Source organism: Bacteriovorax sp. DB6_IX (assembly GCF_000447775.1).
In the GTDB taxonomy this organism is placed as follows: Bacteria; Bdellovibrionota; Bacteriovoracia; order Bacteriovoracales; family Bacteriovoracaceae; genus Halobacteriovorax_A.
This window is the reverse complement of sequence record NZ_AUNJ01000495.1, coordinates 1-21,341: the sequence shown is the minus strand read 5'-3', so window position 1 is coordinate 21,341 and position 21,341 is coordinate 1. Positions and strand designations below refer to the sequence as shown.

Below are 21,341 nucleotides of genomic sequence, written 5' to 3'. Positions count from 1 at the left end.
AATCTTATCTATTTTATTGTTAATTTATATCCAATACCGCGAACGCTTTGAATTTCAAGACATCCGCTCTGATCTGTTTCCGCCCACTTTCTCAATTTGACGATATAGTTATCCACTGTTCTGTGTGAAGGGAATTTATCTTCTCCCCAGACCTTGTCGATAATGTCATCACGAGTTAGTGCGACGCCTTTATTTACCCAGAGGTGCTTTAATATGGCACATTCTTTTTGGGAAAGACTGAGTATTTTTCCCTGCCCATCTTGCACTTCAAATCGTTTAAACCAAACTTTTAGATTACCAAAAACCAGTTCTTCTTCAACTGAGCTGACATCTTCTTTGAATGATTTAATACGATCGAGTCTTATCATAAGCTCTTTAAGAGCAAATGGTTTTGTAATATAGTCCTCGGCGCCAATCTCTAGTCCCTCAACTTTTGTTTCGGGGTCGTTAAGGGCCGAAAGAAAGAGTAGGGCGAAATCCTTTCTAAAATCTCTAAACTGTCTTGCAACTTCAAGCCCACTTCCATCTGGCAGACCTATGTCCATGAGAACAATATCTGGAGCTAGTTTAGAAAAGTGTTCCTTGGCCTCTTTTGCCGACTTTGCAAGAAGACATTCATGACCAAACCCTTCGAGGTACTCAAAGAGAGTGTCACCTAAGTTGTTATCATCTTCGACAATAAGAATCTTAGTCATGATCAGCTCCTTTTGCTAAAGGGAGTGTGATTTCAAAAATTAATCCACTTCCAGCGCTGTCCTCTTGTTTGATACTAAATTGACCATTCATTCTCTTAATAAGTTTCTTAGAAAGATAGAGACCTATTCCAGAACCTTTTGAAGAGTTGTGCTTGTAAAAGAGGTTACCAAGTTTGGCGATATTTCCTTCAAAGGCCCCAAAGTCACGATAGGTGATTTTAAAGCTCTTTTCCTGCTTCGACCCTTTAATATGAATCTTCTTTGATTTTGTGTGATTCTTTGTGTTGTGAATGAGATTTTTCACAATTAACTCAAGAGCGAACTCATCTGCCATGAGTTCTGTTGAAGAGTCGATATTCTCAAGTTGATATTCAAGGTCTTGAGAAAAACTCTTGAGCTCCCTTTCAAAGAGAGAGGCAATAGGGATTGCAACAAGATTTAAGTTTCCACCTCTTTCAATTCTTGAGAGTTGTAGAATCTTATCCATTTGAGTTTCAAGTCTTCCCGTATCATCGATGAGTCGATTGGTAAGCTTATCTAGTCTCGAATTTTCAATTCTGTCGGCCTCATCCTTAATCACTTCTGCCTGTAGGCGAATACTGGCAAGCGGAGTTTTAAGCTCATGAGTTAGACCTGCGAAGAAAGCATGGATTGCCTTATTCTTTTTCTGGTCTTTAAAGAAAAGAATTGTATGTGAAATGATAATAATAAAGAGAAGGATGATAAATGCAGTACCTTCCCATTTAATCAGTCGTGCTATATTTGGCCCTGAAGACTGAACTTCAAGGGCCGAAAGTTTATTGCTTAAAGCGAAGAGAAGATAGAGCCACCACGCCCCAAGTAGGGTGATAAGGACTCCAACTAATCCTGAAAGAATAAAGAGAATAGAGTTAGACTTCTTTATTTCCAAAGTCTTTCCTCAAGGTCTTTAATCACTTCATCATTGTGAGCAAGTGAAGCAAAACCTACCTCGTAGGCATTTGGTGAAAGATAAATTCCCTTGTCCAGAAGTAATTCAAATAGTGGCACAAAGTCTTCTCCAATATTTCCTGGGATATTATTTACACATCTAATCTTATCACCTGGAACGATCCAAAAAAGAGAGGCTGTGTGAATAACGTTATAGTTAGAGAACTTTCCACCGTCGTACTCTGCTAGCCATTTCTTGAATACCTCTGCGATTCTATTTGTGTTCTTTTCAAGCTCAACATATTTGTCAGCCGTCATTTGAAGTAGTGTTTCTCTACCTCCAACCATAGCTAGAGGGTTTGCACTAAGTGTTCCCGCTTGGTAGACACTTCCAACAGGAGCAAGATTGCTCATGATTTCTTTCTTTGCAGCGATTGCTCCAACCGGAAGCCCACCCCCAATAATCTTTCCATAGGTAACGATATCAGGTGTAATTCCTGTCTTTTCGGCCATCCCACCAAAGGCCACTCTGAAACCAGAGATAACCTCATCAAAGATAAGAAGAGCATCATTTTCTTTTGTGATTTCTCTTAGTCCATTAAGGAAGTCCATTTCTTGAATAAGAAGTCCATTATTTGCAGGAAGAGGCTCTACGATAATCGCTGCAATCTGATCCTTGTGATCTTCAAAACAGGCCTTGACTCCTTCAAGGTCACCAAGCTCTAAGATAAGTGTATCTTGTGCAATACCTTCTGGAACTCCTCCTGAAGATGCTTCAGCTGTTCCTGCTAAACCTGAACCGGCCTTAATTAACATTGAGTCAACATGCCCGTGGTAACAACCATTGAATTTAATAATTTTATTCTTCTTTGTGGCCCCTCTCGCAAGTCTTAAGGCCGTCATCACGGCCTCTGTTCCAGAGTTCACAAAACGAATTTGATCTACAAATGGAAGTCTCTCTAGGAGTAGTTCTGCGAGATCAAGTGAGTAAGGTTCGCAAGCCCCATAACTCCATCCTCTTTCAAGAGCTTCTTTAAGTTTATTTTCAACAACTTCATTTCTATGACCCAGGATAAGAGGTCCAAAGCTCATACAGAAATCGATATACTCTTTTCCATCAACATCAGTTATATAAGCACCCTTGGCTGATTTTACGAAACGAGGAGTTGAGTCTAGTCCTTTAAAACTTCTAACAGGAGAGTGAACTCCACCTGGGACAAGTTCTTTACTTCTTTCGAATAATTGAGTTTGATTTGTCATATACTATCCTTATTTTTTAAACCAATTTTTGAATTCTGTTATAGATGAGAATGGACGCACACTAATTTCTCTCTCTTTAAATGCTTCAAGCGTCTTTCCTAGACCACAGCAGTGAAATCCCTCCGCTATCTTTGGGTACTTCTGAGTGTAGGCCTGATATTGAGAAAAACTTGTCCAATAGAATGTATCACAGTTTAGTAACTCATCTTCTTCAGCTTGAGAAAGCTCAAGGATTTCCTTCTTATAGGCGCCAAGTATATTTCCATACTTTGAGTAACCTTCTTCATTTGTAAGAATATTCAAAGAACGATTGGCCCCTAACATAATTTCTAAAGTCTTAGAGTTTCTAATATTTTCTAAGTAAGCTTCTCCGAGTGAATCACAACTCGCATTTGCCCAAAGACCTTTTTGAGCGAGTTGCTGCCACGTCTTTGTTCCCGCTGTAAAAATAGCACCACTCGCTTTTTCTAGATTATTCATCCCATACGAAGAAGAGATTAGAGTATCTCCCTCGGGGAGTTGTTCTAATTTAAGCTCTGTCTTCTTAAGAAGTCTACATGGTGTAAATTCGTTTAGCTCACCGTCTTTTTCAAGCTTTGAAGCAGGCATTCCGATAAAGGCCTTTGTCTTCTTATCTGGACTTGGAAAGCTTCCTTCTAAGTGAATTTCAGCAACTGTTTTATCATCAACTGCTCCTCTGTGGACATGGAGGTAGTAATCTCCTGCCTTCATCACGTTGATTCCTACAGCTAGGTGACAACCTCCACCATAATTTGCAAAGGCATGTCTTTCACGACTTACTTCACTAACTGTATCCTTGTCTTGGACCTTTTGAAGTTTTTCTAGAAGTTCTCCATTGTCATCTCTGTCTTCTAGACACTCGATTCCAAGGGCCCCTTGTGACGCCGCTGATGGAAAGATTGATTGAGGAAGAATCATAAATGTCATTCCTTCAAGGAGTGCTTCAAGTTCAATTCTTGAGCTCTGTGTGATAGCGAGCCTTTCAATCCCTGGCAGGGCCAGAACGATTGCATCATATTGATCCTCAACGAGCTTTCCAATTCTTGTGTTGACATTTCCACGTAGCATCTTGGTCTTTACTTCAAGATTATTTCCATGGGGAAGGAATTGTGAGAGTTGAGATTCGATATTCACAATTCTTCTTGGTGAGCTTGTCCCAACAATGAATTCAGTTTTTTGAGATAACTTTTCAACTGTTGTTTTCTTGATAAGAAGAATATCTTGAGCGTAGGCCCTCTTTGTGATGGCGGCCAGTTTTATTCCTTGCGGTCTATCACTTCCAAGATCTTTATAAGAGTGGACAACTAAGTCGATTTTCTTTTCGAGTAGTTCAGCATCAAGTTCTTTTGTAAAGAAGTCTTTTCCCTCTAGTTGCCATAGTGGCTTATCGACAATTTGATCACCTTGAGTTTTGATAACTTTGAGTTCAAACTCATCACCTGTTAACTCTTCTAATTGATCTTTAATTTGTCCACATTGAGTGAGGGCAAGTAGGGAACCACGAGTTCCAATAATATATTTCTTTTTGACTGGAACGATATTTGTCAAAACAACTCCTAGATTGTTACTTAGTGCATTAATAATGTCTTGAATTGCTATTTAACATACAGAAATGTCATCGAATTTGTGTCATGGAAATGTAGAATAGTCTACATCTTTGATGAAAATGTGTTCAGGCTCATCACTCTCAATAATCTTTCTGTTTTTTAACGCCGTGGGTCCCATGTTTTTAGAGAATTACGGCCAAGGTGAAAGTTTTATGTTATCTTTGAAGCTTGTTAAAGGAGCTATCTTGCAAACATCTGGTTTTACATTTATTAAGAATGGATTGACGCTAGGCTATCCCATTTTAGAAAGCGTTCTCTCTATTGAGCCACTATGTGACGAAGTCGTTATTAATGTGGGTTTTAATAATCCTGAGTGTACTGAAGATGATGGTACAGAGGAATATTTAAGAGATAATCTTACTGGTAGTAAGTATAAGTTTATAAAGTCTTGGTGGGATCCAAATATTCAAAAGAGTGGATTGATCCTTTCGCAGCAAACAAATATTGCCCTTGATCAGTGTCGTGGAAAGGCCTGTCAGTATATTCAAGGAGATGAAGTTCTTCATGAAGATGATTTGGTGAATATTGAAAATGGTATTAAAGAGTTGATCGATCGCAATGATCTCGAGGCCCTCGTTTACAATTATATTCATTTCTTTGGAAATGTTGATATTTATAAATACACGAGAACTATCTATCGAAGAGAGGTTCGAACTGTTAAAAATGGAACTGGAATTCGCTCTCACCTCGATGCACAAGGTTTCCGATTTCCTGATGGGCGTAAGCCTTTTGCAAAGCTTATTGATGCGAGAATTTTTCACTATGGTTGGGCCAGAAGTGAACAAGTCATGGCCAAGAAAATTAAGTCTTTTGATAAGCTCTACCATGGAAAAGATTACGAATCTTCTGAGGATTGGTCATATAAGAAGGTGTTTGGTTTAAAGCAATTTAAAGACACTCATCCAAAGCTTATGGCCAAGTGGATTGAAGAGAATAGAAATGATTTGAGTCTTGATTCTCTCGAGTCTGACTTTAGAATGAAGCATATTCGTATGGCCATTAGTGACTATATTGAAAGTCTTACAGGTTATCGAATTGGTGAATTCAAAAATTATAAGTTGGTAAAGTAATGAGAATTGGTTTCTTCAATGGTTATTCTATTTGGGGTGGCGGTGAGAAGTGGCATATTGAAATGGCCAAGAACTGTCATGATAAAGGTGATAAGGTCTTTATCTATTCGCCCATTGATGGTGAACTAGCAAAGAGATCACGTGATTTAGGGTTTCATATTAGGGATGTTCAGATCACGAAGAATAGTTATTTTAATATCTTCTTCTATTTTAAGGTTAAGGCCATGATAGAAAGAGATAAACTAGATGTTCTTGTCTTCAACTCTTTTCGAGATGTTCGAAGTGCTGCTCTCGCAGTGAAGGCGGCCAAGGTAAAAAAAGTTGTCCTTCGTTGTGGTATGCCTATTGCGCCAAAGCAATCACTTTCTTACCGTCTGGCCTTTCAAAGAGGGATTGATTACTTTGTCCCAATCTCTGAAGCGGTTAGAGATGAATTTAAAAATAAATCACCACTTTTATTAAGTGAGAACAAATACGCACCAGTTATTGCTAATGGGATAGATCTTGATGATTTTTCCTATGTTGGTGAAACTTCTGAAGAACTTATCACTTTGGGAAATGCCGTGAGGCTTTCTCATCAAAAAGGTCTGGATATGCTTCTTCCTTCTCTTAAAATTTTAAAAGAGCGGGGACACCATTTTGTCATGAAGATCGCTGGTACAGGTGAAGAGAGCGAGAGTTTAGAGAAGCTAAGAAGTGAGCTAGGTTTAGAAAAAGAGGTCGAATTTCTCGGCCATACCGATGATGTTGCCAGCTTTGTTAAAACTATTGATATCTACGCTTTTACTTCCCGTTATGAGGGGACGGCCCGATCTATGATTGAGGCCATGGCCTGTGGGAAACCTGTGGTGGCCTTCAATACAAGTAGCATGAAAGAAGTTGTCGCGGATAGTAAATCGGGATTTTTAGCAGAGGCCTTTAGTGAGGAAGACTTTGCCAATAAGTTGGAGATCCTTATTAAAGATAAGAACCTGCGTGCACAATTTGGAAAGAATGGTCGCCAAATAGTAGAAGAAAAATTTGATAAGAAGAAGAACTTTGCTCGTTGGTATGACTTCTTAAGTAAGTAATAGAGGATAGAATGTCTAAGAAAATTTCAGTACTCCTATTAACTCAGAATTCAGAAAAGTTTATTAAGAGATGTCTTGATTCACTAACTCGCTTTGATGAGGTTGTTATCATCGATGGGGGAAGTACTGATAGAACTTTAGAGATTGCTGCGAGTTATGAAAATGTAGTGATTCACAAGAATCCTTGGCCTGGTTTTATAGCCCAGAGAAATTTTTCTATTGATAAGGCCACTCATGAGTGGTGCTTCATGATTGATAGTGACGAGGCCATGACTGTTGAGTTGGCCGATGAGATATATAAAATAGTTAATAATAACCCAGATAAGGTACTCTATAATATCTGTCGTACTGAATACTACCTTGGGCAAGAGGTTTCTTCTGGCCACGGAAAGAGTTGGTGGCAAGAAAGACTCTTCATCAAAGACCGTGTTCGCTATACTGGTGGTAACCATCATGAGCATCTAATAGATGGAAAGCCAGTCCATGAACAAAGTGATAAAATTGGTTATATAAATCAGAACTTTCGAGTTCTTCATGATCCAACATATGGTATCGAAGACTGGGTTAAAAAAGTTCCTCGTTTTACTCTCTTAGTTGCCAATGAGAAATTTGAAAGAGGTAAGCGAGTCGGTGCCATAGAGGTTCTTGCAACTCTTTACTGGACTTTCTTCCATATCTTTAAAAAGTCTTGGCGCTTAGGAAAACTTGGTTTTGTGATTTCTGCACAAACGGCAATTTTCAGGGCCCTGATTAAGCTTATTATCTATGAGAAAACGCAGATTGGTTTTAGCTCAAAATCAGATGTTCATGATAAGTATTTAGGTTAGTAAGCGAATTGTAACTCTTCCCAACTAAATGGATGATTGTGACCAAGGCTAACAGCTCTTCTATCTACCAGACCAGTAATGGCCGATTGAGCATTTTGAATCTTAATCATCTTCTCTTGATCGAGTTCCTGCCCATGGTTGAAAATATCTGTGAGTCTAAAGACCCCATGATCTTTTGTATGTGAAGTTTGAATCACTGATGGTGATCCCAGATCGATGAAGATATTCTTCTTTGGACATCTTGGAGCAAAGAAGTCATGACCAAAGAGGGTTGTCTGGGCCCCAATCGTATTAATTATTGTATCGTAACCTTGGTAGCTTTGGTGATTTTGCCAAGGGACAATTTGAATATCTAAGTGTGGGTATTCTGCAATAAGTTCGGCGACCTTTTGTGGGTTTCTAGCACTAATAGAGATCTGATATCTCTTTTGTAGAAGCTTGAGAACATCCTTAGCAAGTTGACCAGAACCGAGAATGAGTACGTGACCGGCCTCATACTTTGTCTGAACAATTCTTCTGGCAATTCCAGCATAGGACTGTTGTCCGATTTTAACGAGATAGTCTCTACGGATTTCCTTAGCATCTTTAAAGAGTTTTTCTAAGACTCTCAGGATAACGCTACTTCTGACTTCATTTTCAAGATAGTTGTGATAGGCCTCTTTGAATTGGGCCACAATCTCACTTTCACCTTGAAGTTTACTTTTAAGTCCACAAATTGTTTCTAAGAGAAATTGGTAGGCATCCTTTCCCTCGTAGAAATCACCAAGTGATTGGTGATCCTTCTTCACAGGAGTCGTCTTTACAATCAGGGCCCTCTGACATGTCTTTAGAAGAAAGATTCCCTTTTCATCTAGTAACTCAGATGAGAGTTCTGCTGTATTTCCTTGGATATGTAATAATTTAATTGCGTGAAGCATAAATTATTCAACCTTTTGTTGATGCGCGTTATTTGTGTCGGTATAAATGAGTTTATACAATTAAGAGGGCTTTAGTGTCACAGAAATGTAGATATTTATGTAAAATCTACTTTTTGTGAGCAGTTTGAGTTATTAAACTCCTAAAATCAGTAAATACATGTAATTTATACGATTTTGGACCGGTATTTCTTTTCAAGAGATATCATTTTTGATAATTTGCGGCCATATGAAAACACAGACTGATTCAATTTTAAGTAGAGTTTGGGAGACGATTAAGGCTCCTTTTTTGGCCTTTGATAAGAAAGTTGATGGGGCACTTGTCTTCTTTTTCAAGAATTATGGTAAAACTCGCTTTATGATCGCCATGTCTAAGAAGGTACAATATCTCGGGATTGAAAAACTTTGGGATAAGGGACCAAAAGCATTCATATACTTTTTCCTTTTCTATCTTATTAGGGATACAATTTTATATATTGTAATTCCAATTCTCTTTGCTAAAGCTACGACTAGCTAAGCATTAGTTTTTTAAGATGGGACATATTCAGCAAATACTTTACTTTATCTCAGGACTGGCCATCTTCTTCTTTGGGCAGAGAACTCTTTCTCAAGGGCTACAAACCCTAGGCGGAAAGATTGTTCGTCGTATTGTTCATCAAGAAGATCAGAAAAACCCCCTGGTTAATTTCTGGAATGGGGCAAGGCTCTCTTTAATCGGATTTTCTCCGACGATGAGTTCTATGGTTGTCATTGGTTTGGCCAATGCTAATCTCTTAAAGAATCGCCGCATCCTTCCTATGATGATGGGGACTGCACTAGGCGCCTCGGCCATTCTCTTTGTTCTGTCGGCCGGAAATAATGATAGGGCCCTTAATCTTATTGCTCTGGGACTGATTCTCGGTCTTATTCTCAGAAGTTTTAAGTATCGCTCGCTAGGGAAGTTCCTCGTCGGTTTAGGACTTGTCTTTCTCGGTGTCTCTGTAATGGAAGAGGCCTTAAAGCTTCTTACTGAGTGGTCAAAAATTGAGGCCACATTAGAATATATCAAAAGTCTCACTCTATTAGGCGCCCTTTCTTTAGCAACGATTGTGGGTCTCTTACTCTCATTAAGTTTAACTAGTACGACGATGGTCTTGGCCATGACTGCTGTTTTAGGAAGACTTGAAATTGTAAGTGCTGGCTTTTGTCTTGGCCTAGCAATGGGAGCTGTGATTGCAAGCTTTATGATGACTTTCATTACAAGCAAATCCCAGGCCCGTCCCTATGCGATTCGTGAGAGCTTCACTCCCTTTCTTATTACGGCCTTCACTGTGTTGGGCTTTATTATAGTAGCACCTATTTTGGAAGATTATATTCTTATTCCGCTTTCAACTATTGATAAGGTTGTTTATGCCTCTTTCTTTATTGCTGTCATCTCATTCTTCCATGCCATTATTATCAAAGGTATGTTGAAGAACTTTGCACGCAAGCTCTATCCAGATGGAGAGCTTAAGGAGCAATCAAAGCTTAAGTTCTTAGGAGAGGGGAGATTCCTTTCTTCAAGTATGGCCTATGTGCTTGTTGAGATGGAGATCTCTAAGTTGATGGATATTGTGGATCGTATGTTTCTTAAGTGTGAAGAATATATTGATTCTAAGTATAAAGGAGCAAGGGCCCTTGCTAAGATTAAGGATTACGAGAGAATAATTGATAATATTCAAAAAGAGATTGATATTTTCATTGAGAAAGTCATTTCATCTGGTTCTGGAGAGGATGACTCAAAGAACTCGATGAAGTACTTGAAATTGGCCTCTTCTCTTGAACAATTAGCTGATAGTTTAGATAAGCTTTCAACGATGTTAACTAAGTTCTATGAAGAATGGGAGTTAACAGTAGATGAGAAGGATCGTCTGCTTGTTAACTTTCATCAAGTCTATGAGATTTTCCATACAGGACTAAGAATCTACACTGAAGTTATCGAGCCTCATGAAGACCAAAGAGAGTTCATTGAAAATGCTCTTGAATTAAAGAAGACGCTCTTGGCCGAAAGAGAATCCTATGCTAAGGTTCACAAAGATGATGACCCACGAAAACATATTTATTACTCTGATATGATGATTGCCCTGGCCAAGGTACGTGGCCATGCTCGTGATATCTATCTGACAATCCACAAGTAGAATAATCTAGAAATAAAAAAGGGACCTTAGTAGTCCCTTTTCTTATACTGTAAATGACTTAAAAGCTTTTGGGTTTGTGAGGATTAACTCGATCACTCCATCTTTATTCTTCTTGGCCTCAAAGCCAAAAATGAATTTATGCTTTCGTTTGTTGATGAAGATATGAATTCCAAAATTCCTCTTTGCTTTCTTTTTAAAAGATCTTTCTTTGTTAATTTCACAATATATTCAGTTTCACTTCCAAACTCTTCAATCGAAACAGTTGAAAGGGCCTTTGTGATAAAAGGGATGTGAAGAGCATCGTCATAGACACGAACTTTTCCACTCTTTCTCTTTATCGCTTCGGCTACTAATTCACCACTTTCACAGCTCCCAAAACGCGTGAGAAATGTGAACTCAACACTCTTGTCATCTTCTACTTGTTTTTTGAGCTCATAAGCGAAGCCTGTCTTGTCATTAACCTTTAGACATGTGAAGTCAGCGGCTTGAGCTGTAAGGTTAAGAGCGACAAGAAAAATCAGTGTCATTAGCTTTTTCATTTTTAATTTCTCCAAGATCATTTGCTATTACTTTAGCTTAGCTTTTGTTCCATTTGCTGTCTCTTCAAGAGAGAAATGAATTCTAAAAGCACCTAGAGTTGCCGTTGTATTGAATTGTTTTTGGCTCATCTCATTAACGATAGAAATATTTTTATGAATGAAAATATCAAAGTTTCCATTTGTCTTTCCTGTCTCATTAAGCTTTTGCTCTTGAGCGCTATTTAATACTTTTTCAAGTGGAAGAGTCACTTTTTGAATTTGAAGAGACTTGTCTGCTAGCTCTGATTTTTGAAGAAGTGAGTAGTCTCCATCTTTAAAAACTCTAGGTGTTGCATCCTTAGTTTCAATATTAATATTAGCAAGTGCTCCATTCATTTGAATGGCCTTTGTTGTTGCTGGGCTCAGTGGTGAATGTGCAATAAATTGGTAACCAGATTTCGTCGCTGCACATCTAAGAAATGCCATAGCAATTTCAACTTCAATCTTTCCATCTTCAGTGACTTTGATATTCTGTGCCTTCGCTCTGTAAACACCATTCATATTTGCTCTTCTGTAAACATCGTAATCTTTTTTACAGTAAGCTGTTGTTCCGTCTGAAACTTTCACTGTCTGAATTTGAGCGCTTGAGTTGAAGGCCGTAAGTACTAGTAGTGGGAAAAGAAGGTTTCTTAACTTCATGATTCATCCTTTATTGTTTTGAGTTTTCGTCTAATTTTAAAAGCTACTTCTTATAACTTATATTTATGCGCGCCGCATTGCTTTTGAAGTATTTACATGACTTAGAATTTTGTCACTAAGTAATATTAGATGGTTAGCTAAGGCGGGAGAGTTTCCCGCCTTAGCTTATTGGATTGTTTGATTGGTCTCATTTTCTTGATTTGTTCCAGCAATGAGTGGAATATCAAAGTCTTCAATCTTTGGACTCTCTTGGCCTTCACTAGTGGCCTGATCATCTTGTACTCGTGTAAATCGTGCCGCAATTCTTCCAAAAAGCTTCATGAAGTCGGCCTGAATCATAAGCATACAAGGAAGAACTAAGAGAGTTAGGACAGTCGCAAAGAGGAGTCCCCATCCCATACTCATCGCGAGAGGTTTTGTAAAACCTGAGTCTCCACCAATTCCATAGGCCATGGGAAAGACCCCACCAAGAGTTGTAATACTTGTTAAAATAATTGGTCTTAAACGAGAGGTCGCACCTGTGATGATGATCTTCTTAGAAAAGCTCTTCCAAGAGCTTCTCATCTTGTTAATTGTATCAACGAGAATTAAAGAGTCATTGACGACAACCCCGGCCATTCCAATAATTCCAATCATGGCCATAAGGGTTAGCTTGAGATCTTGGAAGTAGAAGGCCCAAATAACTCCGATCACTCCAAATGGAATGGCCGAACAAATGAGTAGGGGCTGTACGATACTTCTTAAAATAATCGCAAGAACAAAGAAGATCCCTAAGACAGAGTAGAGCATAGACTTGCTAATTGAGCTCTTATTCTCACGACTTTGTTCATCAGCATCTCGTGTTTTAAAACTTAAAAGAGGGTATGCGTCTTCAAGAGTGATCATCTTCTCTTTTATGGTTTTAATAAGGTCTGATTTTGTGATGAGCTTATCATCAAAAGGGAGCTCTACAATAAATGAGCGTTTAAGATCATTGTGCTTAATAGTGTTATAGCGCGAACGAACTTCCCAAGTTCCAAGCTCCTTGGTTTTTACAGAGTTTCCATTGTAAAGAATAATCGGCTTATTCTCTAAGCTTGTCTTCGTCTGCTTTTCACCGTCCTCAATATAGCTATATACCTTAAGGATTTCTGGACCGGCCTTGTATTCATAGATTTTACTCTTATTAATATAGCCACGAATCTGTCTAGAGACCTCAGTGAGGCTTAATCCATGAGAGAAGATCTTAGAGTGATTAGGTACAAAGACCCAAGTATCGATTAGCTTAGAGCTCTCAAGATCAACTGACTTCACACCCTTTATAGGAGAAAGTGTCTCTTTCATTTTCTTTGAAATTTCTTGCATTTCAAATGGAGCGTTCGAGCTAATAATAACTTCTACAATATTATTCTTAGCATCGTCATGACCACCAAAGTTTCGGCTAACATCAAGCTTTTCATAGAGTCCGCTCTTTCGATATTTCTCAAGAGTTTTCTTAAGCTCTTGCTCAACATATTTCTTATTGGCCTCGACATTGTCATCTAATTGAGAGAAGTAAATTGAGAAGGTAACATATTGTGGACCCTCTTGTTTTTCCCCATTTATCCAAGCACGACCGATTCTCGTTGAGAGCCAGTTGTAACGATTCTTATCAAGTTTATTAAGGTCTTCATAAATAGGAGAAATGATCTTCTCTGTTGTTTCTATGCTCTGTGACTTCTTTAGAACTGCTAGAAATCTCACTTTCTCAGACTGAATATTGAGGTTGAAGTCTGTTGGAATATTCTTTGAAGCAAAGTAAACAGAATATCCCATAAAGCCAATAAAGAAGATAATGACCAGATAGCGTAGCTTAAGTCCCCATTCAAGAACTTTGGCATAGATTGAGCGTAGGTTGTTAATAAAAGTCATTCTCTTCTCATTCATCGGCTCTCTTACAAAGTGGGAGAGGTGATTTGGGAGAATAAAGAATGATTCAAAGAGACTTACTCCCAAGGCCAGGATAACAACGAGTGGAATCGCTAGCATGAATTCAGTCATCGGGTTCTTTGCAATAAGAAGTGGCATAAAGGCCACAATTGTTGTTAGCACGGTTCCTGTAATAGGAATCCAAGTCTTCATGACGGCCTTGAGTGCGGCCTCTTTTGGAGGGTGTCCCTCTTCTAGCTCTTGAGAGTATTGTTCCGCCACAATAATGGCGTCATCCACAAGAATACCAATAACAAGCAGCATTCCCGCCACTGAAATTAAGTCGAGACTTATTCCAATTGTATCAAGAATGAAGAAAGTAAATGAGTAGGCCAGGGGAATTCCCAGAGTTGTCATAAGGGAGTTCTTTAGCCCTAAGAAAATAAAGAGTGTCAGAACAACAAGAATGACACCAAAAACAGAGTTTGACTTGAGTGCGTTGATTTGTCTGGCAATAAAGCTTGGCCCATCATGTGTGACGCTAATTTGAACACCCTTTGGCGCACCTTCTTGCTCCTTTTTCATGAAACTTTCAACTTCCTCTTTGAGTTTCATGGCATCACTATCTAGAGACTTTCTAATATTGAGCTCCACAGAAGGGGTTCCATTGATATATTCTCTCGTCGATCTCTTTGGAAGGCGTCTTTGTACATTGGCGATCTCTGAGAGTTTCAGCTTGTGCCCAGATGAGTTGGCCTTAATGATGATATTCTTAATATTTTCTAATTGAAGATCCTTACTTTCAATTTCAACGAGAATATCTTTTGAACCCTTTGTGATGGTTCCAATAGGAAATAGGGTAAAGGCATTGATAACCTCTGTATAAACTTGAGACTTTGTCAGTCTGTAGCGTGCCATTTCTTCTGGCTTAAGTTGAATATAGAGTTGTTTTTTTCTGGCCGTATCATTGACTCTTGAGACACCTTTTATGTGACCAACTCTTAGCTTGATTTTTGAGAGCCAGTTTTGGTGCTCGTCATTTTTTTCGTCAAAGCCAACGAGTGCATACTGAGTGAAGAATGAATCTACAGACTTAATTTCTTCAACGCTTACTTCTTCGGTTTCTTTTGGTAGGTTGGCACGAAGATTATTGATTGTATCTTTGATTTTTTGAACAAGCTCTTGAGAGTCGTCAAAGTCTTCCTTAAGTGAAAGACTTATCCACATATAGCCTTGGCCAGATTCTGAGTCGATACTCTTTATTCCCTGCAGGTTCTTGATTGACTGCTCAATAGGATAGGTCACAAACTTTTCCATTTGTGTCGGTCCAGCGCCAGAGAGACTTGTGGAAATATTAATATGTTTCCAATTCCACGCAGGGGCCAAGTCTCTTTTCATATGCATCAGTGAGATCAATCCCATGAGGATCATCGCTGTACTAATGAGGTTGACAATAAAGCCGTTATTGATGAAATAATTCGCTATTTTCTTCATAGATACCTAATTTCAGCTAATTGAGTTGAATATATTACTCTTCTTCATAGCACAGGGCCTTTCGGGTTTATATGCATAGTGTAAATAATATTGATAAAATTCTGCCAATTCTGTCACAAAAATGAATTGAGATTCGTGGCCACCGCGAAATCAGCATGTTAGAATTTTTACGCACATTCACATTCTTAGGGGAGATATAATCATGGAATTGATGTTTAATGCTTCAGGTATTCTGGAAAGAGGTAAGGGTTTAACTTTTGACGATGTTCTACTCATTCCTCGCTATAGTGAAATTTCATCACGTAGCCATCCATCACTTAGAACTCAAGTTACAAAGAATCACGCAATCGATATCCCAATTGTTTCGGCAAATATGGATACTGTTACTGGTCGTGAGATGGCCTGTGAAATGGCAAGACTTGGTGGACTTGGAATTCTCCATAGATTTATGTCACCTGAAGAGCAGGTTGAAGATGTACGCGCAATTAAGGCCTATATCCGAGATCATAACCTGAATCTTCCTGTCGCGGCCTCTGTTGGTGTTAAGGAAGAGGGAATGAAAAGGGCCGATCTTTTAGCGGCCGAAGGAATTGATATTCTAACGATCGATATCGCTCATGGTGATTCGATAATGATGATGGAAGTTCTTGATTACGTGAAGAAGAACTACCCTCAAATTGATGTTATCGCAGGAAACGTGGCAACTCCAGATGGTGTTAAGCGTATGATTGATAAAGGTGCTGATGCTGTTAAAGTTGGTATTGGACCGGGAAGTATGTGTACGACGAGAATTATTACAGGTCATGGAGTACCTCAACTAACAGCTGTTGCTATGTGTGTAAATGAAGCTGTAAAGCATGGAGTTCCGGTTATCGCCGATGGTGGTCTTAAGAACTCTGGTGATATGGTAAAGGCCCTTTGTGCAGGTGCTTCAACATGTATGGTGGGCTCTCTTGTTTCTGGAACACTTGAAACTCCAGGTGAGTTGAAAGAGGGAATGAAGCAATACCGTGGTATGGCCTCGAAGGCCGCTCAGGTGTCTTGGAGAGGCGATCTTCCGAAGGGAATGGCCGCAGAAGGTGTTGACACTCTTATTCCATGTAAGGGACCGGTTGAAAATATTATATTCGAACTCACTGGTGGGATTAGAAGTGGTATGACATATCTCGGTGTTGAATCAATTCCGGCCATGACTGAAGCAGGTCTCTTTATGGAGATGTCATCTTCCGGAATGAGTGAAAGTAAGCCACACGGAAAAAGATAGAAATAGGATTTAAGTATGCTTAGTAAACTGCAAAAGACAGTTCTTTCTTACCCAAAACTAAAAGAGAGAATTGAAAAGAGTAGTGATTCCAAGGGGGCCAAAGAAAAGGCCCTGAAAAACCTCGATGAGATGAAAGCAGATTTCTCTAAGGGTTATATTGGAATGATGGAAAAAATGCTCGATGGAGCACTTCCAAGACTATACGATGGGATCAATTTCAATGAAAACGGTCAGAACTTAAAAGAACTTATGAAAGAGAATTCACTCGTTCTTGTTCCAAACCATCAATCTCACGCAGACTACGTTGCTATCAACTATAAATTTTATAAAACATATAAGCGTCCTCTCTTCGTTGCAGGAGGGGACAATCTTAATATCTTCCCAATTGGAAAACTCTTTAGAAAATCAGGATGCTTCTTTATAAGAAGATCTTTTGCCAATGATATCCTCTATAAATTTACAATGGAGGCTTATCTCTATGCGCTACTGATGAATAAAGAGCCGATTGAATTCTTCTTTGAAGGTGGGAGAACTCGATCGGGAAAACTAAGACCTCCTAAGTTTGGTCTCTATCAAATGCTTATCGAGGCCCATAGCCATCTTCCTGAAGATAAGAAATCTCCTCTTCTCTTTGTTCCTATCAGTATTGCTCATGAGTATGTTCCTGAGCAAAGGGCCTTGGCCAAAGAAATGATGGGTGGCAAGAAAGTTAAGGAGAGTACTGGACAACTTCTCAATCTTATTAAACTCGTGTCTTACCAATTTGGAAATGTTCACATCAATGTCGGTAAGCCGGTCGAAGCTAAGAAGCATGATGATCCAGAAATAAATAAGAAGAACTTGCAAGAGTTGGCCTTTAAATGTTTTAGAAGAGTAGGTAAGGAGATGGTTGTGACGCCAACTTCTCTTTTGGTCCTTGTTCTCTTAGATGAAGCACAGGGAGCTCTTAAGTGGTCTGATATTATTGCCAAGGCCAATGCCATTATTCAATTTTGTTTGAAATTTGAGATTCCTTTTGTCGATAGTCTCAATGTGAATAAAATAGAAGACACTCTTGGACGTGCCCTCGATATTTTGATTGGAAATGGAAAAGTTGAAGTCATCGGTAGACATGATAACTCAACGGTTTTCTATTCTATTAAGAAAGAGTGTCGTGCAGAATTACTCTTTTTTAAGAATACAATTTTACATCACTTCATGATTCCGTGGACGATTAACCTTGCTTGGATCAACCTCTTTAGTGGAAAGCTAAATAGTGTTGATGATTTCAAGACTTTCTTTGTTGAACAAAGAGATCAGCTCAAGCATGAGTTCTATCTTCCAACGGTAAAAGAGTACTTCACAAAGACGCTGAGAATTCTTTCAGATGCAGCAGACAGAGAAATCCACTCACTTGAAGAGTGTCTTGAATTATCTCACCAGGATCTTTATAAGATTGCTTCTAATTTAGGAATGTTTTCTAGAACCTTGAGCTATATTAATGAGTCATACTTTGTCTCGGCCCTAACTCTTAAGGCCTTTGAAAAAGAGGGGATTGAACTCTTTAAAAGAGATGATTTTATGACCAAATTTGAAGAAGTCTTTAACCGTGAAATTCAAGTTGCACGAGTGATCAGATTCCCAGAGAGTTACAATGTGGAGCTGACAAAGAATGCTATTAAGTATTTTACACAAAAGGGCTTTATTACTAATGAGAAAGGATCTTTTAGAATCACTGATCCCGAGGCCCTTAATCACTATATCCAAAAACTTGAAAGTGAGTTGATGGAGCAGTTAAAATTCAATTTAAGAATTGTATAGAGTTGTATAAGTGGTAGAGAGTTTATTAAAGAATCGCGAAAAGCAAATTAAGAAGGTCCTGATTTACACTTTGGGACTGAACCTCTTTGTGGCGATCATCAAGATTATTGCGGGTCAGAAATTTCACTATCTCTCACTCTCATCTTCTGGTTTAGAATCGCTCTTTGATGGCTCTTCTAATATCATTTCACTTTTAGCAATTACCTTCGCTTCCAGACCACGTGACGAAAAACACAATTACGGCCATCACAAGTTTGAGACTCTTGGAAGTCTCTTTATTGCAGCACTGCTTTTTAGTTCTGCACTGCAATTGGCCTTTGAATATAAGGAAGTTATCCTTGAAAAGAAGCTTGTCACTGGCCAGTTTGGACTCATTCCTGTCGTGACAATTATCCTTTCGATGATTGTGAGTTTCTTTGTTTCTTATTATGAAAGAAAAGAGGGGCAAAGATTAAATAGCTCATTACTTTTGGCCGATAGCTCCCACACTTTCGGTGATATGATTCTAAGTATCGGTGTTCTCTTTTCCATTATTTGCTCTAAGTTTGGTTGGTTCTGGCCTGATATTCTCATTGGGATGGGAATCATTCTTTATTTAATTTATATGGGAATCAATATTCTTCGTCAGAATCTCGATGACCTACTTGACGCTTCTCCAGAAATTGAGAAGGAAATTCTTAAAGAGATCGAGGCCTTGGAGTGTGTTCGAAATATTCACAAATTTAGGGCCCGAGGAAATACTAATTGGATGCAAGTTGACTTTCATATGTTACTTGATCCTAGACTTAGCCTTATCGAGGCCCATAAAATCTCCCATATCGCAGAAAGTATGCTAAAAGAGAGCCTTAAGGGGTATTGTCGTCACATTGATGTGACAATTCATGTCGAACCCTATGAAAAGGAACATGTTGATCCATGAAATTAGAATTAGTGAGTGGCGAAGGCCATAATATGAGACTTCTTAGTTATGGTCCGATTGATGATATTGCCCCGTGGCAAGATATTTCAATGGAAGTTCTCAAGGTGATGGAAAATTCACCAAAGTGTCAGCTAATGAGTCGTGATCTCTTTCTCTTATTCGATGAGAGTGAAAATAAGTATCATGTTGCTCGATCATTTACAGGTAATGTGACTCATTTAGATACTCCCTTTCATGTTATTGATACAGTGAGAGACACGCTTTACTCATTGCCAATAGAGTTAGAGACTCTATATAATAATCAGAAATTATTGAGCCAGGTCAAAGAATTTAAGGCCGCTTTGAGTGAAAAATCTCATAAGGCTCATAAGATATTGATTAAATTGACTCCTAGTCACTCGACTTTAGAAGTTCGAATGGAGAATTATTTGCCTTTTGAGTGAGAGATTGGAATAATTTTGAGACAATAATAATTAAATATTACTTTTATTAGTTATAAGTTTTTGATAATACAGAGTGTATTACAAACAATTCCGGAGGTGGATTATTAGAGACAGAAGAGGAAAGGGGCCTAGAGATAGAGGGCCACGTATCAATGACCAGATTCGTATTCAAGAATGTAGGCTATTAAGCGATACAGAGCAATACGGGATCGTTAGCATTGATAGAGCTAGAGAGATCGCAGCAGATCTAGGAATGGACCTAGTAGAAGTATCTCCGACGGCGAAACCACCTGTTGTTAAAGTAATTGACTATGGAAAATTTAAGTATGAGCAACAGAAAAAGGCCAATGAGCAAAAGAAGAAGCAGGCCAAGGTTGCACTTAAAGAAGTTCAATTAAGACCAAATATCGAGCAGCATGATCTTGAGACTAAGCTTAAGAGAGCTCACAAGTTTATTGAGCAAGGTGATAAGGTTAAATTTGTTATGCAATTTAGAGGTCGTGAAATGGCCTATAGAGAAGCTGGTAAAGAGAAATTTGACGTTATTATTGCCGGTGTTTGTGAAGAAGCAGGCGCTCAAGTTGAGAGTCCTTCTAAAGTAATGGGTAATAGAATCATTTCTATCATTGCTCCAAATAAGAAAAAATAATTTACATCGATATTATTTAGCCCCATATCGGGGCTAAATATCTAAAAATCCTATATTTTTTTCCAAGCGCAGCATATTTTTTCTTTTCAAAGTTCCAAATAATTGGTACTTATATGCACTTGTGAAATTATTTTGTTTTTGAATTAACTACAATCACATTTTTTTTAGGAGTTATTCATGCCAAAAATGAAGACGAGAAGAGCAGCTGCAAAGAGATTTAAGGCTGTAGGAAACGGGAAGTTCAAAAGAAAAAGAGCTAACCTAAGACACATTCTTGAGAAAAAGCCAACTGATGCTAAGAAGAGAGCAGGTAAAACTGACTACGTAAACGAAGCTGACGTTGCTAGAGTAAGAAGAATGCTTCCTTACGCAGCTAAAATGTAAGCCTTTGAGCTACATCTAAGCTAAGTAAAAGAGTTTGATCAACTCTTTAAACATGATCAAAAAATTGTTTATTTAACCTGATTCTTGGGTCTGAAAGTGAGTAAAATCCCCCAAGCGTCAAAAAAACGGAGAAAGTTATGTCAAGAGTTAGAAGAGGTTTTAAGGCAAGACAAAGAAGAAACAAAGTCCTAAAACTAGCAAAAGGTTTTCACTTTTCTAGAAGGCAAAAATACTACCACGCAGCTGAAACTGTAAAGCGTGCTCTACACTACAGATACATTGGTAGAAGACTTCTTAAAAGAGATATGAGAAGACTTTGGATCACAAGAATTTCTGCAGCATCTAAGACGTTAGGAACTTCATACTCAAAATTCATGGGTCAACTGAAGAAGAATAACATCGAGATCAACAGAAAAATGCTTTCTGAAATTGCAGCAAGAGATTTCGAAGGATTCAAAGCTATTTACGAAGCTACAAAGTAATTTCAAACAAAAAAATTCAAAAACGATAATTCCATAATGGCCCTCTTCTTGAAGAGGGCTTTTTTTTTAGGTGCCATGCACCTATCGTTTCGCACCTGCGAAACAAAAGGTGCATGGCACCTTACGAAAGGGGAGATGACACTATAGAATGATAGTAACTTAACAAAGGTATGGTCATGAAGGTTTTTGAAATGATGGTGGGGTTACACGTAAGTGATGACCAGAGTTATGCAGAATATAGAAAGGGGATGATCCCGATACTGGAAGATCATG

The 21,341-nt window shown here is 38.5% G+C and carries 20 protein-coding genes; 12 read left to right on the top strand and 8 right to left on the bottom strand.

All coding sequences use genetic code 11. The features are described from left to right. Nucleotides 1-8: 8 nt before the first annotated feature. Genes M901_RS15585 through hemC form a run of 4 tightly spaced genes read right to left on the bottom strand, consistent with a single transcriptional unit; the run spans nt 9 to nt 4,433 of the window. Entirely contained in the window at nt 9-695 is a 687-nt protein-coding gene (locus tag M901_RS15585; protein WP_021279170.1) for a response regulator transcription factor, read from the bottom strand. Next, the gene (locus tag M901_RS15580) at nt 688-1,605 is read right to left on the bottom strand and encodes a sensor histidine kinase KdpD (RefSeq protein WP_021279180.1); all 918 of its coding nucleotides are present in this window, start codon (nt 1,603-1,605) and stop codon (nt 688-690) included. The genes M901_RS15585 and M901_RS15580 overlap by 8 nt, the downstream gene beginning before the upstream one ends. After that, complete coding sequence (locus tag M901_RS15575) at nt 1,596-2,864, bottom strand: glutamate-1-semialdehyde 2,1-aminomutase (RefSeq protein WP_021279161.1); 1,269 nt, start codon at nt 2,862-2,864, stop codon at nt 1,596-1,598. The genes M901_RS15580 and M901_RS15575 overlap by 10 nt, the downstream gene beginning before the upstream one ends. A 9-nt stretch (nt 2,865-2,873) precedes the next feature. Beyond that, nucleotides 2,874-4,433 (bottom strand): hydroxymethylbilane synthase, encoded by a 1,560-nt coding sequence (hemC, locus tag M901_RS15570; protein WP_021279169.1) that lies wholly within the window; start codon nt 4,431-4,433, stop codon nt 2,874-2,876. A 211-nt stretch (nt 4,434-4,644) separates the two neighbouring features. Between hemC and M901_RS15565 the strand changes: the two genes are divergently transcribed. From M901_RS15565 to M901_RS15555, 3 genes are read left to right on the top strand one after another with little or no spacing between them, the layout of a single operon-like run. After that, nucleotides 4,645-5,562 carry a hypothetical protein gene (locus M901_RS15565; protein ID WP_034722661.1) on the top strand — a complete coding sequence of 306 codons (918 nt, stop codon included), beginning with the start codon at nt 4,645-4,647 and terminating at the stop codon, nt 5,560-5,562. Next, nucleotides 5,562-6,632: a glycosyltransferase gene (locus M901_RS15560; protein WP_021279175.1), complete on the top strand. Its 1,071-nt coding sequence runs from the start codon at nt 5,562-5,564 to the stop codon at nt 6,630-6,632. The genes M901_RS15565 and M901_RS15560 overlap by 1 nt, the downstream gene beginning before the upstream one ends. A gap of 11 nt (nt 6,633-6,643) precedes the next feature. Further along, entirely contained in the window at nt 6,644-7,459 is an 816-nt protein-coding gene (locus tag M901_RS15555) for a glycosyltransferase family 2 protein (RefSeq protein WP_021279193.1), read from the top strand. On the opposite strand, the gene M901_RS15550 is transcribed toward M901_RS15555, so the two are convergent. Next, complete coding sequence (locus M901_RS15550) at nt 7,456-8,376, bottom strand: glutamyl-tRNAGlu reductase (protein ID WP_021279166.1); 921 nt, start codon at nt 8,374-8,376, stop codon at nt 7,456-7,458. The genes M901_RS15555 and M901_RS15550 overlap by 4 nt on opposite strands. A gap of 226 nt (nt 8,377-8,602) precedes the next feature. Between M901_RS15550 and M901_RS15545 the strand changes: the two genes are divergently transcribed. Next, complete coding sequence (locus tag M901_RS15545) at nt 8,603-8,890, top strand: hypothetical protein (protein ID WP_021279185.1); 288 nt, start codon at nt 8,603-8,605, stop codon at nt 8,888-8,890. A gap of 16 nt (nt 8,891-8,906) precedes the next feature. Beyond that, nucleotides 8,907-10,529 (top strand): Na/Pi cotransporter family protein, encoded by a 1,623-nt coding sequence (locus M901_RS15540; protein WP_021279189.1) that lies wholly within the window; start codon nt 8,907-8,909, stop codon nt 10,527-10,529. Between the two features lie 92 nt (nt 10,530-10,621). On the opposite strand, the gene M901_RS15535 is transcribed toward M901_RS15540, so the two are convergent. The 3 genes from M901_RS15535 to M901_RS15525 all read right to left on the bottom strand — a co-directional run bounded on the left by M901_RS15535 (nt 10,622) and on the right by M901_RS15525 (nt 15,127). Then, nucleotides 10,622-11,068: a hypothetical protein gene (locus M901_RS15535; protein ID WP_034722660.1), complete on the bottom strand. Its 447-nt coding sequence runs from the start codon at nt 11,066-11,068 to the stop codon at nt 10,622-10,624. 27 nt (nt 11,069-11,095) lie between these two features. Then, nucleotides 11,096-11,746: a hypothetical protein gene (locus M901_RS15530; protein WP_021279174.1), complete on the bottom strand. Its 651-nt coding sequence runs from the start codon at nt 11,744-11,746 to the stop codon at nt 11,096-11,098. A gap of 165 nt (nt 11,747-11,911) precedes the next feature. Beyond that, complete coding sequence (locus M901_RS15525; RefSeq protein ID WP_021279177.1) at nt 11,912-15,127, bottom strand: efflux RND transporter permease subunit; 3,216 nt, start codon at nt 15,125-15,127, stop codon at nt 11,912-11,914. 202 nt (nt 15,128-15,329) lie between these two features. On the opposite strand from M901_RS15525, the gene M901_RS15520 reads away from it, so the two are divergent. The 7 genes from M901_RS15520 (at nt 15,330) to rplT (ending at nt 21,068) form a co-directional block, all read left to right on the top strand. Further along, nucleotides 15,330-16,391, top strand: a complete 1,062-nt coding sequence (locus M901_RS15520) for a guanosine monophosphate reductase (RefSeq protein ID WP_021279164.1) — start codon at nt 15,330-15,332, stop codon at nt 16,389-16,391. Between the two features lie 15 nt (nt 16,392-16,406). Beyond that, nucleotides 16,407-18,191: a 1-acyl-sn-glycerol-3-phosphate acyltransferase gene (locus M901_RS15515; RefSeq protein ID WP_021279173.1), complete on the top strand. Its 1,785-nt coding sequence runs from the start codon at nt 16,407-16,409 to the stop codon at nt 18,189-18,191. 10 nt (nt 18,192-18,201) lie between these two features. Continuing rightward, nucleotides 18,202-19,110: a cation diffusion facilitator family transporter gene (locus M901_RS15510; protein ID WP_021279159.1), complete on the top strand. Its 909-nt coding sequence runs from the start codon at nt 18,202-18,204 to the stop codon at nt 19,108-19,110. After that, complete coding sequence (locus tag M901_RS15505) at nt 19,107-19,553, top strand: hypothetical protein (protein WP_034722653.1); 447 nt, start codon at nt 19,107-19,109, stop codon at nt 19,551-19,553. Before M901_RS15510 ends, M901_RS15505 begins: the two co-directional genes overlap by 4 nt. 73 nt (nt 19,554-19,626) lie before the next feature. After that, nucleotides 19,627-20,202, top strand: a complete 576-nt coding sequence (gene infC / locus M901_RS15500) for a translation initiation factor IF-3 (protein ID WP_021279183.1) — start codon at nt 19,627-19,629, stop codon at nt 20,200-20,202. 177 nt (nt 20,203-20,379) lie between these two features. Further along, entirely contained in the window at nt 20,380-20,586 is a 207-nt protein-coding gene (gene rpmI / locus M901_RS15495) for a 50S ribosomal protein L35 (RefSeq protein WP_021279172.1), read from the top strand. A 137-nt stretch (nt 20,587-20,723) separates the two neighbouring features. Next, on the top strand, nt 20,724-21,068 hold the full coding sequence (gene rplT / locus M901_RS15490; RefSeq protein ID WP_021279182.1) for a 50S ribosomal protein L20: 345 nt from the start codon (nt 20,724-20,726) through the stop codon (nt 21,066-21,068). The last annotated feature ends 273 nt before the right edge of the window (nt 21,069-21,341 follow it).

Coding starts and splice junctions, on each gene's coding strand:
- M901_RS15585 (WP_021279170.1), bottom strand. CDS start 695: ATGACTAAGATTCTTATTGTCGAAGATGATAACAACTTAGGTGACACT.
- M901_RS15575 (WP_021279161.1), bottom strand. CDS start 2,864: ATGACAAATCAAACTCAATTATTCGAAAGAAGTAAAGAACTTGTCCCA.
- M901_RS15565 (WP_034722661.1), top strand. CDS start 4,645: ATGTTATCTTTGAAGCTTGTTAAAGGAGCTATCTTGCAAACATCTGGT.
- M901_RS15560 (WP_021279175.1), top strand. CDS start 5,562: ATGAGAATTGGTTTCTTCAATGGTTATTCTATTTGGGGTGGCGGTGAG.
- M901_RS15555 (WP_021279193.1), top strand. CDS start 6,644: ATGTCTAAGAAAATTTCAGTACTCCTATTAACTCAGAATTCAGAAAAG.
- M901_RS15550 (WP_021279166.1), bottom strand. CDS start 8,376: ATGCTTCACGCAATTAAATTATTACATATCCAAGGAAATACAGCAGAA.
- M901_RS15545 (WP_021279185.1), top strand. CDS start 8,603: ATGAAAACACAGACTGATTCAATTTTAAGTAGAGTTTGGGAGACGATT.
- M901_RS15540 (WP_021279189.1), top strand. CDS start 8,907: ATGGGACATATTCAGCAAATACTTTACTTTATCTCAGGACTGGCCATC.
- M901_RS15535 (WP_034722660.1), bottom strand. CDS start 11,068: ATGAAAAAGCTAATGACACTGATTTTTCTTGTCGCTCTTAACCTTACA.
- M901_RS15530 (WP_021279174.1), bottom strand. CDS start 11,746: ATGAAGTTAAGAAACCTTCTTTTCCCACTACTAGTACTTACGGCCTTC.
- M901_RS15525 (WP_021279177.1), bottom strand. CDS start 15,127: ATGAAGAAAATAGCGAATTATTTCATCAATAACGGCTTTATTGTCAAC.
- M901_RS15520 (WP_021279164.1), top strand. CDS start 15,330: ATGGAATTGATGTTTAATGCTTCAGGTATTCTGGAAAGAGGTAAGGGT.
- M901_RS15515 (WP_021279173.1), top strand. CDS start 16,407: ATGCTTAGTAAACTGCAAAAGACAGTTCTTTCTTACCCAAAACTAAAA.
- M901_RS15505 (WP_034722653.1), top strand. CDS start 19,107: ATGAAATTAGAATTAGTGAGTGGCGAAGGCCATAATATGAGACTTCTT.
- rpmI (WP_021279172.1), top strand. CDS start 20,380: ATGCCAAAAATGAAGACGAGAAGAGCAGCTGCAAAGAGATTTAAGGCT.
- rplT (WP_021279182.1), top strand. CDS start 20,724: ATGTCAAGAGTTAGAAGAGGTTTTAAGGCAAGACAAAGAAGAAACAAA.